This window comes from Stenotrophomonas maltophilia (assembly GCF_900186865.1).
Taxonomy (GTDB): Bacteria; Pseudomonadota; Gammaproteobacteria; order Xanthomonadales; family Xanthomonadaceae; genus Stenotrophomonas; species Stenotrophomonas maltophilia.
Window position 1 is genome coordinate 1384749 of sequence record NZ_LT906480.1, and the last position, 12427, is coordinate 1397175.

Genomic DNA, 12427 nt, shown 5'->3' on the forward strand with positions numbered 1-12427 from the left:
GAGCGTAGACGGGAAGACGCGAGCGTCGTTGGCAGCTGCCGAGCACGTGATGAGCACGCGGGCTTGATGCCGGCTCCTGTCCAATGAGCCTCATGCAGTGCGATGCTCCCGCTCCGACCCCGGTGACCGTCTGGACCATCGGGCATTCCACTCGACCTTGGGACGAGTTCTTACACCTGCTGTTCGCACAAGGCATCTCGGCGATCGCGGACGTGCGTCGTTTCCCAGGATCGCGTCGTCACCCTTGGTTCGCATCCGAGCAGATGGCTAAAACGCTGCCAGCGCACGGCGTGGAGTATCTTTGGATTCCTGAACTGGGCGGGCGGCGCAAGGTGCAGCCGGATTCGCCCAATGGTGCGTGGGACAACGCCGCGTTTCAGGGCTACGCAGACCACATGGCGACCGCCGAGTTCGCCGGCGGGCTATCGAAGGTGCTTGCACTGGGGGGCGAACATCGGACCGCGCTGATGTGCGCGGAGGCACCGTGGTGGCGTTGCCACCGACGTCTCATCTCCGACCTGCTGACGCACCGGGGCCATGAGGTGCTGCACATCGTGTCCCACGCCGAACCCAAACCGCATCCGCTGAACCCGATGGCGCAGGCCGTCGGGCCAGCGCTTGTCTACCCACCGGCTCAGACGGAGCTGTTCTGAACCAACCAGTAGGGCGATCGCGTGTCGGGCCCGCCCGGCGCATTTTCTCCCTATCGAAGCTATGCGGACATGTCGGCTGCCTTGCAGTTGGCGCGCGCTTGCCGCACGGTGTTGTTGATAGACGACGGGCAGCCGCGCAACCCTGCCTGAATCGGCTTAGGCGGTCGTCCCTGGTCCCAGCTTCAGGTAATGGATCGGAGGCTGCCCCGTCAGAAAGTTGGCGTTCTCCTGAGGGATTCAGACTGGCTTTCGATCTTCATGTCTGCCATGAAGTAGTCTGGGATGGATGGTGAAGCGCAGGTTAGAAAACGATGCAAGGGGGAGGGGAGTGAGGAGTGCTCAGTATGATTCGCTTTGCAGCGCGCTCGATAGGATACATGGACGGCAAGCGCTGACGGATTTCGCCTCGGATTGGGGCCTCCACCGCAGTCCCAGCGAGGATGGCACAGTGGAGGTATGGAAAGGCGCGGCGATGGGGGCCGGCGTTGAGATCTTGTTGCTTCCGCCCGTGTCCGCTTCCAGCGACTGGGCCATCTCGACGCTGGTCACGGTCGGAGGCCGGGTCGAGCATGTCAGGCGACGTCCGTTTCGGATCTGACGAAGAGTGGCTGCTAAACGCCTACGACGGCCTTCCTTGGTGCAGCCAATACTGGGTCAGCAGGGAGGCGGCGCGCCGGTTCGCCGACGTCGACGCCAAGCCAGGACCTGTCCCACCACGGCCGTGAGCAGCAGCAGGGCATTGGTCACCACAAACACCGTTGACCCCAAAAGTGCACTGTAGGCGGTGAACAGGGTCGACGCGGTCATCTGACCGACAAACAGCCATTTGGAGACCGTTTCCGGATGGGGAGACTGCCACTGTTTGATCATTTGCCGGACCAACGTGGCTATCAACACGGCGGTTGCAGTCCAGCCAAGAACATCAGGATGCATGGCCGCTCACCCGTCCTTTGGGTCGTGGACAGTTGAACCGTCTTGGCCGTGCGCCGGGCGCTTATGAGGCTCCTCAATGATTTCCTTGTTGAGGATGCGAACCTCGCCCACCATCAGCAGGCGCATGTCGCGCACGATGTAGTCGGCCAACGCCTCATCGGTGATGTCATCACCGGCGATGTCCAGCCGGAAGCCTTGGCCCTGAATCCCGCCCCCGTTGCTGAAATCAATCTCGAAATCAAAGCACACCCGCTTCTCCATGTTGCCCTCTCCATCGGTGAGACTGGGCGGCACTGAAAGGCCGCTTACTACGCTTAGAAGGCGATCATCGGCGTAAGGAGGGCAGCCCACAACTGGCCCCATGCCCGGATCTGAGGGCAGGCTCACTGCCGTTCCCGCTTTCGGCGGTCGTAGAGTTTCATGTCCGCGCGATTGATGGTATCGGCCACCGATTCCGAGGGCCGACCAATGGCGCAACCGCCGGAAAAAGCGGATCGGTGCAGGTCAGCGTGGCCGAAATAGTGCGGCGGGCGTTGAACGATTTCTGACCGTGCCAGCACCCGTGGTGGTGCCCGTGTGCGACAAGATCCTGGCTTGCGGACACTACATCCACGGTCGCCAGTGGAAGCACCCGGAAACCCTCCGGGCCGTGTTTGAAAGTCGGCTCTACCTGCACCCGGCTGATCCGTCTGACGACACCGCAAGCGCTTGGAACTGGGTCAAGGCATGCTCGCCAGCGCAAGTGTGGACGCGCATGGGGGCTCCAACCCCAGCAGAGCTTGAGCGGGTCATACAGGCCGATACGAAGGCCCGAGATGCATTGCTTGCTCCGCGCTTGGAACTATCCGAGGAAGAAACGAGGCGATGCTTTGACGTTCGGTTGATCGCCGGACTGGCCATGACCGTCGCCCGGAAAGGATGGCCAGGGGCGCCATTGATGCATGGCGCGTATGGCCGCCACTGGATCATCGAATCGACCGCGAGAAAGAGGGAAGATATCCGTCTGCAGGACATCGGATTGCGTGTCTGGGCCGAGACGATGGCCATGAAGGCCAATCGCGCCACCCAGCAGGCTGCATCCGATAAGACACGGGGCTCCGAAGGGTTCTTGGTGACGCACGAGGTGGGGAGCTGCTGAAGCCGTTCCTGGGCGGGCGGTTTAAGAACGGCAACATCCACGTCATCTTCCACAAGCACGCCTTGCACCTGGTTGACCGCCTGAACGCCCGGATCGCGGGACCGCTGCCCAAGGCTTTGCCGGCGCCCGGTTGCCCCTGGACATTGCGGCATTGCATGGTGGAACGTGGAGGTGGGCACGGCCGGTCCCCTGAACCGCCAAGGGCTTGCTCCAGTGGCCGGCGGAAGGCATGCCCTCAGTGACTTTTGAGGGTGAAGCCCCGTGGCAGTCGCCACTGGAGAGCCGGGGTTGGGCCGTTGAGGGTTTACAGTAATCTCGCAAAACGGCAGGATCGGGGTTTGACCAAATCCAAGGGAAAACCGTGGCACTGACGCTCGAAGAAATCCGCAAGAAAAAGGCTGAAGCGGAGGCCTTGGTGGCCGAAATGGAAAAGGCCGAAGGCGACGCGCTGGCGGCCGAAGCCGGGGCCAGCTTTGCAGGAGTCTACGAGACCTTGCAGCAGTTTGCGCAGCATTACACGACGAAGCAGAAGAACGATCTGAAGGCGCTGCTTGAGCCACGCAAGGCGGTTTCTGCAAGCGCCGGCATCAGTCGCGCCCCGAAGTTCCAGATCCCGGACGGGACCACGTGGGCTGGCACCGGGCGGCAGCCCAAGGCATTCCTTGCGTGGGCCGAAACTGCTGAAGGCAAGGCGTGGAAGAAGAATAACCCGGACCAAGAATGGCCGGCGCACCCGTATAAGGCCTGACCGGCATTACAGCGTTGCAGATAGAGCCCCGGGAAACCGGGGCTTTTTTTGTGGGCGTTGAACCAATGACAGCCACGCTCAGGCTGGGGCGCAAGCCCCGGCCCCGAGCCTTTCTTCCCCGAAGGGGGCTCTTCAGGCGCGGCCCAAGCCGCGTTCTTTTGAGCTCTTGAAGACAAAAAGCAACGTCAAAAGTAGCATGGAGCAAAAGCGCTTTGGGAAAAAAGGCAGGTGGGGCCTCGGCTTCCGCCGGGCCCGGCGCTTGGCGGGAAATGTGCTGCGTTTCAAGTTTTCCATCGATCTGCGGCCCGTTTGGCGGTTTTGATACTTAGTCAATAAAACGTAGACGCAAAGTATTGCGATTTTTTGGGGGTGGCTTAGTTTGCGTGGGTAGCGAGGGAGCGCCCCCTCTTCAAAGGTTTTCGCATGATTGCTTACGTTATTGGCCGGTCCGGCTTACTTGCCCATGGTTATCGGGGGTTCTTCTAATGGCCCACCACCACGCCAGCCCCATCCAACTCCAGACGGGCGAGTGGGGCGCCCGGGTGCCCGCCCCGAACGTTCGGAACGGCGACAGGCTCACTGTGGTTGCCGGGAGCGGCAGCTCCTGGGAAGCCGTCGTTGTCGGCGTGGTTTGGCAAGGCCCGGAGGCCGCGATTTGCCAAACGGCTCGGGGGCTCATGCAGTGTGGGTGCTGCGGGGAAGTGGGGCAGAAAGGGGCCTACCCCTTCTCAACGTATCCGGCAGAAATGCAGCGTTGCGACGATTGCGCGGGTTCGGCATGAAGACGCCAGCAACGAGTCGCCGCAAACGCTTCTACGCATACCAGCGCCGCTCGGGTGGCCAGTGCTACTTCGACAAAGCCATGCACGCCCACCTCCAGCGGTATCCGCACACCATCGGCCATTACCAGCTCACACGCTTCCTGGGCACTTCCGCGTTGCTGACCGCTGAAGAAGCGGCCGCCCAAGGATGGATGGCCAAGCCGCACGGGAGCCCTGCATGACCAAACGCTACATTCTCCGCCCCCCAGAACGCTTGGTCGAAACCATCCACGAGACGTGGATTGACGCGCCCAGCAAAGCCGCGTTTCAAGCCCTGGCCGCCGCGCAAGGCCTGAGCATGCGCGCTGCACTGGCTCAACTCATCGAGCAACACGCCCAGATTCGAGAACCGTTTTCCCCTCGACGCCCGACGCCGTGGACCGGGGAGGGGTCGAAGGGGCGAGAGCGCTACAGGGCCGCGCTCCCCAGTGTGCAGCTGGGACTCCATGCCGTGACGGCCCTGCAGATTGACGCTAACCGGGCTGGGATTCGTCTGACCGAGGCCGTCCGCCAGCTGGTCTGGCTATGCATCCAAGCCAACGCCTGATCCCTCGGACGCCTTTTGCGGGCATGGGGCCAAGGACAGCCACGCGGAGGCTGGGGGAAGCCCTGGCCCACGTCCTAACCTCCCCGGAGGGGGCTTTTCAGGCGCGGCCCAGGCCGCGTTCTTTTGAGCTCTTGAAGAGAAAAAGGCAACGTCAAAAGTGGCATGAAGCAAAAGCGCATTGGGGGAAGGGCGGGTGGGGCCTCGGCTTCCGCCGGGCCCGACGCTGGGCTGGAAATGTGAGGTGTTTTAGGGTTTTTGTGTTTTCTGCTTTTTTCCGTCAGTTTTGTGTTTTAGTCATAAAAATGTAGGGTCAATCTATTGCGAAAAGTTGGTTTTCTTTTACTTTGAGATCAGAGAAGAGCGCCGATGCTCTTTAACCAAAGGGAACCCCATGTTGACGTTCTTTGCTTTTTGCCTCTTGGCTGGATTGGTCGCCGGATTGGCCATTGCTGATCGACTGGATGCGCTCTGATGAATACCCGCAGCCAAACCCAAGCGCCCGCCCGGTCCTCCACCCCTGGAGCCCTCCTGCGATTCCTGTTCGACGCCATGTCGGGCATGGGAGCGGCCAAGCTGGGATGGGAGATGGTGACCGACCCCAAGGCCAAGCTGTCGGACATTGCCATCGGCGTGTCGCTCTGCCTGGCTCCTGCAGCGATTGCGGCCACTTGGGCGCTTTGCCTGTTCGGCATCGCCCAACACCACCAGCTTTTTTGAAACCCGAACCCCTGACAACCACGGAGGACCTCGCTCGTGCGAAAACTTTTCAACAAACTGCTCAACATCGCCCTTTTTGGCATGGTTCTGTTCGCCCTGGACCAAGTCCCGGAACGCCTGGATCGCATGTCGCAAACCGCCCAGAACCTGGTTCAGCAGGTGGGCTACTCGGGCCCCATGCAGGGCATCCCCTCGGGCGTGCCAGACGGTTACGAGTTCTGATGACCCCCGCACCCTGGCCATCGTCGGAGCTCGTTCGCCTCGCATGGGCGGCACGCCGGGATCCTCTTGCCCGGCAGCACCTGCTTCAGGCGTTCCAAGAGGGGGCCGATTTCCATACCCCTCTGTCCAGCAGCGATCTGAACGACGACCTGTTTGCCGTCCCTGGGGATTGCTTGGCCGGGGTGGTGATTCGGGAAATGACGGGCGTCAAGGACGCCGAAGAGTGGCTGCACGCGTTTCTTCGCGCGCACGAGTTGCATCAAGCGCTGCCACCTGCTGTGGGAAGCGCTGGCAAGCGGCGCTTCTGATGAACGTGAGCACGCAGTAACGGGTGGTCAGGGCTACGCCTTGGGTTTCGCCGCGGTTTCCGCTCGCTTACCGAACTCCTTGCACCATTCGAGCATGTCTTGAACGTCCTTTAGCAGTTCGTCCGGACCCGGAAGCCAACTGGGGGTGTCGGTGGGTTGGGAGTGCTCGAATGCCGAATACTTCGTCATCATCCCGTCGATCAGTGCGCAGTCTGCTGGGGTGATTGCACTGAGCCGCTGTAGCTTGTTGAGCGTGTTGATCTCGCGCCGGTAGCGGTTGATGACGCCAGAACAAAGCTCGTCCTCTACAGAGCGCTCAACCAAGATTCGGAAGTTGCTGCAGGCGGCCTTCAGGGCAAGTTCTTTTAGTGGCGGATCAAGCTTCTTAAGCTGTCCGATGCTGCTGATCATTTGGTTCAAGCCGGATTGTGGCTTCAGAGAGAACGTATTGATCTGCGCCGGCATGCCGGTCCTGCTTCCATCGCGGGCGATCGATTCAACCGCGACCTTGACCGTAGGCTGATCGAGGTTGGCCCGCTGCTTGGCGGCACTCTGCAGTAGGACCATCAGTGACAATCGATGTGTGAACACGATCACCTGGCGATGCTCGGCCAGATCTACTAGGCGTTTGGCGACCGCCTCCTCAAAGCGCTGATCCAGGGAGGAGATGGGGTCGTCGAAGATCACGGGCATGCCCCGTTCAAGGCCCGTCGCGTCGGCCAGGAAGGCTGCCAACGCCACGATGCGTTGCTCACCCTCGCTCAGGATTTCACGATTCTTCTGGGCGCCTTGCGCGTCCTTCAGCTCAACGTAAAACGTGAACGCCCCTTTGCCTTGGGATCGATACGACATGCGGACAGGAAGCGAATGGCCCCCCAGCGCCCGCAACTCGGCATTGAAGCGGTCGCAATAGCCCTTGGCCAACTCCGACTCGCCAATGTCATTGCTTTTGGTCGTCAACTGGCTGGTTGAGGTGGACCGGACAGCGGCTTCCACCGTTCCCACGCGTTTGAGGCGGATCACGTCGGCCCATACCGCATCGCGCTGCTCCGACAGCCACTGTTGTGCTTTCAGCTCTGCTAGGCGGCTTTCCTTCTCCTTCCGTCCCGTCGGGTCCAGCAAGCCCGCCAGCGCGTCGCGATCAGCGCTAGTGGTCTTGACCTTCTGATCGTAGGCGTTGGTCCACACCGACCACTGCACTGCCGGAGCCGCCGTGGCCTCGGCCATGGCTTTCAATCTCGCATGGATGGCCTCAAACAGCTCAGTGGCTTGGGGGGCTTCCAAGCCAATAGCAGCGCACTGGGCCTGCCAGGCGACATCGGTGAGAGGACTGGGCAACGCTTTCTTCAGCGCCGTCAGCGCGTCTTCCGCGCTCTTAGCTTCTGTCTGCAGGGTGTCGTTGAGGTAGCTTTCAAAGCTGGCCAAGCGGGCCTTGCCGTCGTCTCCCAACGGTTGCTGGCAGAGGACACAACGGGATTCGTCCCCAACGTGGGGGAAAGGGTGGTCACGGTAGGCAAGACCTGTCGAATACGCCTTTGCAGCGTCCCAAAGGGTTCGCCACACGGCGTCTCCGACGCCTTTGAGCGGCAGCCCATTGAGGAAGGCCGTGGCATAGGCGGTGGCGGCCTGGCGCTTGACCTCTGCATTGCTGCGGGCATCCAAGAGGGCTTGGGCCTTCTCGCCGTTCAAGCTCTCCTTCAATGCCGAGATGCTTGTGGCCATCTGCGACAAGCGTTCTAGCTCTCCGACGGCCTTGGCGTGGGCCACTTCAGGGTTCGCCTGGGCCAGTGCGGTCTCCAGCGCCAAACGCTCATCGTTCAGTGCAGCGGGGAAGGCGCAACGCTGGTTAATATCCTCTTCGGTCAGTTTCGCCGTCAACTTCCGGAGGACCGTTGCAGCGCTGCTCTGCGCGTGCTCTTCCGGGATGATGGGCAGTTTGCTGGTGAGCTTGGCGGCGCGGGCCTTCAATCGGGTGGCGAGATCGTCTGAGATGTGGATGAGCATCCCGACGAACCGCATCGCCCGGGGAAGATGGGTGGCGGTGGTGGCGCTGTCTCCGAACTCCAGCGCTGTGGCTGAGTCGAAGACCGGGACCGCTTTCAACGTCGAATGGGCACCGTCGGATGCTTGCCAAGTGAGATCAGCAGACGATGTCGTGCCGTCGGATCGGGTCGCCGTGACTTTGATCAAGGCAGAGGCAGCATCGGGATTCTGCTTGAACACGTTGCCGTGGATAGATCCCTTGGCCCGCGCGCCACAAACGTGCTTCATCAAACGGGCGTAGCCCGATTTCCCGGCCCCGTTGGGTCCGTAGACCACGGTCATCTGGCCTTGGCTGAGGTCCAATGCCGCGTCCTCGCCAAGGGCATTGACGCCGCAGATGGAGGAGACCGAGTCGATGCGAAGCTCAGCGGCGGTGGGTGTCCCCAAGATGGTTCCCGGTGCCAACGCCGGGTGGGGAGCATCCAGCTTCTTGGCTGCCTCGGCCAGGCAGTGATCCGCCAGCGCCTCCATCTCCTCTTCGTTCGGCATGCGGCGGTGCTGGATCACCGTGGAAGCGGCCATGCGCAGCCAGCTTGGGCGGCCATTCAACCACTCTTCCAGAGTCGTAGGCGCAGCGGCCCCATTCTTGTTCGCCATCGGTCACTTCCCCTGTGAATGGCCAGAGCCAGGAAGGCTCCGTTCCCCTTCCGCAATAGTGACGCGGGTCACATTTGGAGGCAAGTCGGTGATGGTCGTAGGGGATGGGGAAATGGTTTTCCCGAACGGTAGGGATCAGGCCTCTGAGGGGGCATCGATCTGGGCGGCAGCCAGGGCGGCTGCCAGATCACGGTTCAGTGCTCGCGCTTCAGCCCGCAGTTCGCTCCAGTTCGGCGTCCCGACCGGGCCTTGCCCACGCATCGACGCGAGCCAAGCATGGGATCGCAGCCTGGCCGCTTCCGCGGCTGGCGTCGAGGACTTGAGGGCGTCCAACGCGGCCAACTGGATTTCCAGAAGGTTGATGTCCATCAGCGCCTGCAACTGCTCCGGTGCCATCGGGCTTGGCGCATCCCGCTGCAGCCACCAGCGTCGAAGTCGTTTCAGCATGTCTTCTCTTCCCTGAGATCGTTGTCGCTACTCGGGAGGATGGCCACGCCACGGCTCTGGGCGTAATCCCTCACCTTCGTCAGCAGCTCTCGCTGCTGTTCGGGTTCAAGCCGCGACATCACCAGCAACGTCTCTGCCACTAGATCATTTGTGGCATGGAAATAGGCGACCGGCATGCCAAGTGCTTGGGCCAGCTTTTCCATCGTTGCAGGATCCGGCACGCGATCTCCTCTCTCGTAACGAGAAACCCTGGGAGCGGCGGAGTTTTCCTCGTCCAACCCAAGCACGGCCCCCAACTGTGCTTGCGTCAGGCCCTTGGCCAGCCGGGCCTCGCGCAAGCGGCGGCCAAACGTGTGAGCTGGGGCGAGAGGGGCAGGCATGGGCGATCACGAACCGGGAACAATCCCCAAGTCTGCCGCTTCCCATGCTGCACCGCATTTGCCAAAATGGCAAATAAGGCCATGGTGGCCGGGATCAGGGGGATGCATGAAGCAAGCGATTGCAGCCGTGGCCGTGTGCCTGGCGTTGGCCAGCGGGACGGCCACCGCCCAGGACGGCATTTTGGGAAGGATTGGCAAGGGGTTGATGCAGGCGGGCAAGGACGCCGCCTCGGCCCCGGCGACCAAGCGTTACCTGGAGCCGGCAGGCACTTACTGGGACGACGGCGACCCTCCGGTGCTCGACGGCTACACCCGGATCCGGTGGGGCTTGGCGGCCACCGCGTCGGGTGGTCACAAGATGTGCGAAGAAGGCCTCTTCGCCGAGGCCAAGGCAGGCAAGGCCATGACGCCCGCCATGCGAACCCATTGCATCGGATCATGGGGGCACCAGTTCAAACGCGTCGGCCTGCAGGGCCACCCGGCCTCTGCGTTTGAGGCCAAGGCGCGGCAGATCGCCTCCACCGACGCGTTCTACCTGCGGCCCTACATCGACGTGGAGATCGACCCCAGCACCAACATTCTCCACGCCTACGTGCTGGTCATGAACCACGACTGGTATCCCCGCTCGCCTGACTTTCTTCCGACGGCCGTTATCGGCCCTTCGCCGTTAGGCAAGGGCAGTGCGGTGGTCGGGGTCGAGCACGGCGGGCGCTACCACGCCGCGTTGCGATTGAAGCCGGAAGACGCGGCCGAGCTGCGACGGGTGGGGCGCGACGCCACGGGAGACCGAATCTTTTTCAAGGTCGTGGAGGGCAGGTTGAAGCCCAACGGCCTGCCCGACATCGTTCTCCAAATCGACCGCCTCGAGATCGGCTACAAGAACCAGATCATCGGCATCACCCCTTCCAAAGACAAGGACGCATGACATGAAGCACGCACTGATCGTGGCCGCAGCAGCGGCACTTTTGACCCTGACGGCCTGCTCTGGCGACAAGGGCCCCACGAAGGAGGACGGGGTGAAGGTCGTGGAAGGCTTTTTCACCGAGCAGGGGAGGCAGGCAACCCTCCAGCGCTCTTGGCGGTTTGAAGTGACCGACGCGGGCGGCTTGGATCTCGACTGCGAGAAGAAGCCCAATGGGGATCAAGAATGCATGGTGGGCGGGTCGGTAAAGGCCCTGGGTTACATCGGCGGCCAGCCCACCAAGGATGAGCCGAGCACCCTCAAGCCGAAGCTGCGGGCCCTGTTCCGCCCGCAAGGCGAAGGTTGGCAAGTGGTCGAAGTGACCGACGAAGGGACGTCTGCGGGCTAAACGGGCCGCAGTCCGCCGCTTGACTGCACGCCGGTCCCGATCAAGCGTGCAGCCATCCAACAGGGGAGGACCATATGAACCGCTATCCGTCGCAGCAAGTTGTGTATGCGCCGCCGGGCCCGTCCGCGCTGATCCTCCCTGGCGTCATCTTGGCTCCGTTGGGCTTGGTTGGGCTGGCGGCCGGCCTGGAGGTGATGAAGCGCGACTTCTTCATCGGCGTGGTCTGTTGTGTGCCCGGTGCGCTCGTCTTCGCGTTTTTGGCATTTTGCCTGGCGCTCCACATCCGGGCTCAGCGGCTCTGGGACTGGCACGTCCGCACGGGGCGGATCCCGTATTTCCGGAAGCACGGCTTCCTGAAAGGGGCACTGCTCGGGGGCGGGTTGGGCGTGGTGGCGGTGGTGGCGGCTGCCGTTCTGGGCTTCAAATATGCCGATCATCCCCAGTTTGGGGAGATCGCTACCGCAGCGTTTTACTTGGCTTGGCTCTGGGGCGTGCTTTTGATCGGCGTGCTGGCCGTGGTGTTCGGGTGGTTCAAGCGGGCGTGGGATAGGACGGCCCTGCCGGACGCCTGATGAACCAGCGCATGGACCTCTCATCCTTAGTCGGATGAGAGGTCTGCTCCGAACCGTGCCCTTCATATCCCCCTCCCCATGTGAATCGACAACTCGACCAAGAGAGGCTCGTTCGCCAGCGAGATTCCCTGACCGTCGGGGCATGGCTTAAACTTAACATGGCTGCCGCTGATCAGCAGGGGTAGGCGTCTTTTTTCACGTTGGATGACAGGGGGAGTGAATGTTAGGGAAAACACCAGCGCTGCTTTGCGTCGCTACTCTCATGCTTGCTGGCTGCGCGACGCACAAGGAAATGCTCGTCACCGGTGCTAGCCGAGCGGACGGAACCATCACTCTCTCTTACGAGAGCAATGAGTTTCAGCGAGTCTCCGTAGACGGAGAAAAGGCTGAGAGCATGGCGGCGCAACGCTGCAAAGCATGGGGCTACAGCGGTGCTGAGTCCTTCGGCTCTCAGGAGACTCAGTGCCTGTCGCGCCGGGGGTTTGGCAACTGCGGTAGCCGCCGTGTATCGGTTGTCTATCAATGCACTGGCTCGCCAGGGCAAGGTCGATCAGAGTGAAGATGCCTCTCCCATTGTTGGCCGTATTCCCACTTGCGCTTGCCTTCTGTGCTTCGGCGGAAGACAGCAGGATGGACTTCTTGCCATCGCAGAGCGTTGTGAACGACGTTGCCCGGTGCTCGGCCGCAGCAAGCTACGTCATGGCGGCGGCAGCCGTTTTGCCCAATGACTCTTCCCGTTGGATGGCGTTCGCGACTGACATCAGCAGGACGATGGCCGAAGACCAGAGCCGTTCGCCGGAGCACCGAGCGCAGCTCACCCCCACGACTGCCGAGATTTTTGTGGCTGCTGCGCATGTCCGGGGGCTGGTTGAAGAAGGCTGGGATCTCAAAAAGCCGTCGGGCAGGGACTACGTCGTTGCCAACGCTGCCGCCTATTGCACTGCCTCGCTCTTGGGTCCCAAGGGGAAGTAGCGTTCGATTCGTTCAAGGG

Annotated in this window: 18 protein-coding genes; 13 read left to right on the top strand and 5 right to left on the bottom strand. The window is 61.9% G+C overall.

The window, feature by feature from the left end; genetic code table 11:
* The first annotated feature begins 83 nt into the window (after positions 1-83).
* Positions 84-653, top strand: a complete 570-nt coding sequence (locus tag CKW06_RS06630) for a DUF488 domain-containing protein (RefSeq protein ID WP_024957540.1) — start codon at positions 84-86, stop codon at positions 651-653.
* Between the two features lie 654 nt (positions 654-1307).
* Here CKW06_RS06630 and CKW06_RS06640 read toward each other — a convergent pair.
* Both CKW06_RS06640 and CKW06_RS06645 read right to left on the bottom strand, forming a co-directional pair.
* Positions 1308-1586 carry a membrane protein gene (locus CKW06_RS06640; protein WP_024957542.1) on the bottom strand — a complete coding sequence of 93 codons (279 nt, stop codon included), beginning with the start codon at positions 1584-1586 and terminating at the stop codon, positions 1308-1310.
* Positions 1587-1592: 6 nt separating this feature from the next.
* Positions 1593-1847: a hypothetical protein gene (locus CKW06_RS06645; RefSeq protein ID WP_024957543.1), complete on the bottom strand. Its 255-nt coding sequence runs from the start codon at positions 1845-1847 to the stop codon at positions 1593-1595.
* 313 nt (positions 1848-2160) lie between these two features.
* On the opposite strand from CKW06_RS06645, the gene CKW06_RS06650 reads away from it, so the two are divergent.
* The 7 genes from CKW06_RS06650 to CKW06_RS06685 all read left to right on the top strand — a co-directional run bounded on the left by CKW06_RS06650 (position 2161) and on the right by CKW06_RS06685 (position 6087).
* Positions 2161-2724 carry a hypothetical protein gene (locus CKW06_RS06650; protein WP_136191686.1) on the top strand — a complete coding sequence of 188 codons (564 nt, stop codon included), beginning with the start codon at positions 2161-2163 and terminating at the stop codon, positions 2722-2724.
* A 361-nt stretch (positions 2725-3085) separates the two neighbouring features.
* The gene (locus tag CKW06_RS06655; protein ID WP_024957545.1) at positions 3086-3472 is read left to right on the top strand and encodes an H-NS family nucleoid-associated regulatory protein; all 387 of its coding nucleotides are present in this window, start codon (positions 3086-3088) and stop codon (positions 3470-3472) included.
* A gap of 778 nt (positions 3473-4250) precedes the next feature.
* Positions 4251-4475 carry a hypothetical protein gene (locus CKW06_RS06665; protein ID WP_024957547.1) on the top strand — a complete coding sequence of 75 codons (225 nt, stop codon included), beginning with the start codon at positions 4251-4253 and terminating at the stop codon, positions 4473-4475.
* Positions 4472-4840, top strand: coding sequence for a hypothetical protein (locus CKW06_RS06670; protein ID WP_024957548.1), 369 nt, complete (start codon positions 4472-4474; stop codon positions 4838-4840). The genes CKW06_RS06665 and CKW06_RS06670 overlap by 4 nt, the downstream gene beginning before the upstream one ends.
* Positions 4841-5311: 471 nt before the next feature.
* Complete coding sequence (locus CKW06_RS06675) at positions 5312-5557, top strand: hypothetical protein (RefSeq protein ID WP_024958712.1); 246 nt, start codon at positions 5312-5314, stop codon at positions 5555-5557.
* Positions 5558-5593: 36 nt separating this feature from the next.
* Positions 5594-5779 (top strand): hypothetical protein, encoded by a 186-nt coding sequence (locus tag CKW06_RS06680; RefSeq protein WP_008268538.1) that lies wholly within the window; start codon positions 5594-5596, stop codon positions 5777-5779.
* Entirely contained in the window at positions 5779-6087 is a 309-nt protein-coding gene (locus CKW06_RS06685; RefSeq protein ID WP_024958711.1) for a hypothetical protein, read from the top strand. Before CKW06_RS06680 ends, CKW06_RS06685 begins: the two co-directional genes overlap by 1 nt.
* Positions 6088-6120: 33 nt before the next feature.
* Here CKW06_RS06685 and CKW06_RS06690 read toward each other — a convergent pair whose 3' ends face one another.
* From CKW06_RS06690 to CKW06_RS06700, 3 genes are all read right to left on the bottom strand, one after another.
* The gene (locus tag CKW06_RS06690) at positions 6121-8727 is read right to left on the bottom strand and encodes an AAA family ATPase (RefSeq protein WP_230548558.1); all 2607 of its coding nucleotides are present in this window, start codon (positions 8725-8727) and stop codon (positions 6121-6123) included.
* 135 nt (positions 8728-8862) lie between these two features.
* Positions 8863-9174: a hypothetical protein gene (locus CKW06_RS06695; RefSeq protein WP_136191685.1), complete on the bottom strand. Its 312-nt coding sequence runs from the start codon at positions 9172-9174 to the stop codon at positions 8863-8865.
* Positions 9168-9554 carry a helix-turn-helix domain-containing protein gene (locus CKW06_RS06700; RefSeq protein WP_024958708.1) on the bottom strand — a complete coding sequence of 129 codons (387 nt, stop codon included), beginning with the start codon at positions 9552-9554 and terminating at the stop codon, positions 9168-9170. Before CKW06_RS06700 ends, CKW06_RS06695 begins: the two co-directional genes overlap by 7 nt.
* Positions 9555-9660: 106 nt before the next feature.
* Between CKW06_RS06700 and CKW06_RS06705 the strand changes: the two genes are divergently transcribed.
* The 5 genes from CKW06_RS06705 (at position 9661) to CKW06_RS06725 (ending at position 12408) form a co-directional block, all read left to right on the top strand.
* Positions 9661-10479 carry a hypothetical protein gene (locus CKW06_RS06705; RefSeq protein WP_024958707.1) on the top strand — a complete coding sequence of 273 codons (819 nt, stop codon included), beginning with the start codon at positions 9661-9663 and terminating at the stop codon, positions 10477-10479.
* Between the two features lies 1 nt (position 10480).
* Entirely contained in the window at positions 10481-10864 is a 384-nt protein-coding gene (locus CKW06_RS06710) for a hypothetical protein (RefSeq protein WP_024958706.1), read from the top strand.
* 74 nt (positions 10865-10938) lie between these two features.
* A complete protein-coding gene (locus CKW06_RS06715; RefSeq protein WP_229298520.1) occupies positions 10939-11436 on the top strand; it encodes a hypothetical protein in 498 nt (165 codons plus the stop codon).
* Between the two features lie 292 nt (positions 11437-11728).
* Entirely contained in the window at positions 11729-11995 is a 267-nt protein-coding gene (gene yecR, locus CKW06_RS24165) for a YecR family lipoprotein (protein WP_160313977.1), read from the top strand.
* Positions 11992-12408: a hypothetical protein gene (locus tag CKW06_RS06725; protein ID WP_143568542.1), complete on the top strand. Its 417-nt coding sequence runs from the start codon at positions 11992-11994 to the stop codon at positions 12406-12408. Before yecR ends, CKW06_RS06725 begins: the two co-directional genes overlap by 4 nt.
* The last annotated feature ends 19 nt before the right edge of the window (positions 12409-12427 follow it).

Coding starts and splice junctions, on each gene's coding strand:
- CKW06_RS06685 (WP_024958711.1), top strand. CDS start 5,779: ATGACCCCCGCACCCTGGCCATCGTCGGAGCTCGTTCGCCTCGCATGG.
- CKW06_RS06665 (WP_024957547.1), top strand. CDS start 4,251: ATGAAGACGCCAGCAACGAGTCGCCGCAAACGCTTCTACGCATACCAG.
- CKW06_RS06645 (WP_024957543.1), bottom strand. CDS start 1,847: ATGGAGAAGCGGGTGTGCTTTGATTTCGAGATTGATTTCAGCAACGGG.
- CKW06_RS06710 (WP_024958706.1), top strand. CDS start 10,481: ATGAAGCACGCACTGATCGTGGCCGCAGCAGCGGCACTTTTGACCCTG.
- CKW06_RS06675 (WP_024958712.1), top strand. CDS start 5,312: ATGAATACCCGCAGCCAAACCCAAGCGCCCGCCCGGTCCTCCACCCCT.
- yecR (WP_160313977.1), top strand. CDS start 11,729: ATGCTCGTCACCGGTGCTAGCCGAGCGGACGGAACCATCACTCTCTCT.
- CKW06_RS06630 (WP_024957540.1), top strand. CDS start 84: ATGAGCCTCATGCAGTGCGATGCTCCCGCTCCGACCCCGGTGACCGTC.
- CKW06_RS06670 (WP_024957548.1), top strand. CDS start 4,472: ATGACCAAACGCTACATTCTCCGCCCCCCAGAACGCTTGGTCGAAACC.
- CKW06_RS06695 (WP_136191685.1), bottom strand. CDS start 9,174: ATGCTGAAACGACTTCGACGCTGGTGGCTGCAGCGGGATGCGCCAAGC.
- CKW06_RS06715 (WP_229298520.1), top strand. CDS start 10,939: ATGAACCGCTATCCGTCGCAGCAAGTTGTGTATGCGCCGCCGGGCCCG.
- CKW06_RS06690 (WP_230548558.1), bottom strand. CDS start 8,727: ATGGCGAACAAGAATGGGGCCGCTGCGCCTACGACTCTGGAAGAGTGG.
- CKW06_RS06640 (WP_024957542.1), bottom strand. CDS start 1,586: ATGCATCCTGATGTTCTTGGCTGGACTGCAACCGCCGTGTTGATAGCC.
- CKW06_RS06700 (WP_024958708.1), bottom strand. CDS start 9,554: ATGCCTGCCCCTCTCGCCCCAGCTCACACGTTTGGCCGCCGCTTGCGC.
- CKW06_RS06705 (WP_024958707.1), top strand. CDS start 9,661: ATGAAGCAAGCGATTGCAGCCGTGGCCGTGTGCCTGGCGTTGGCCAGC.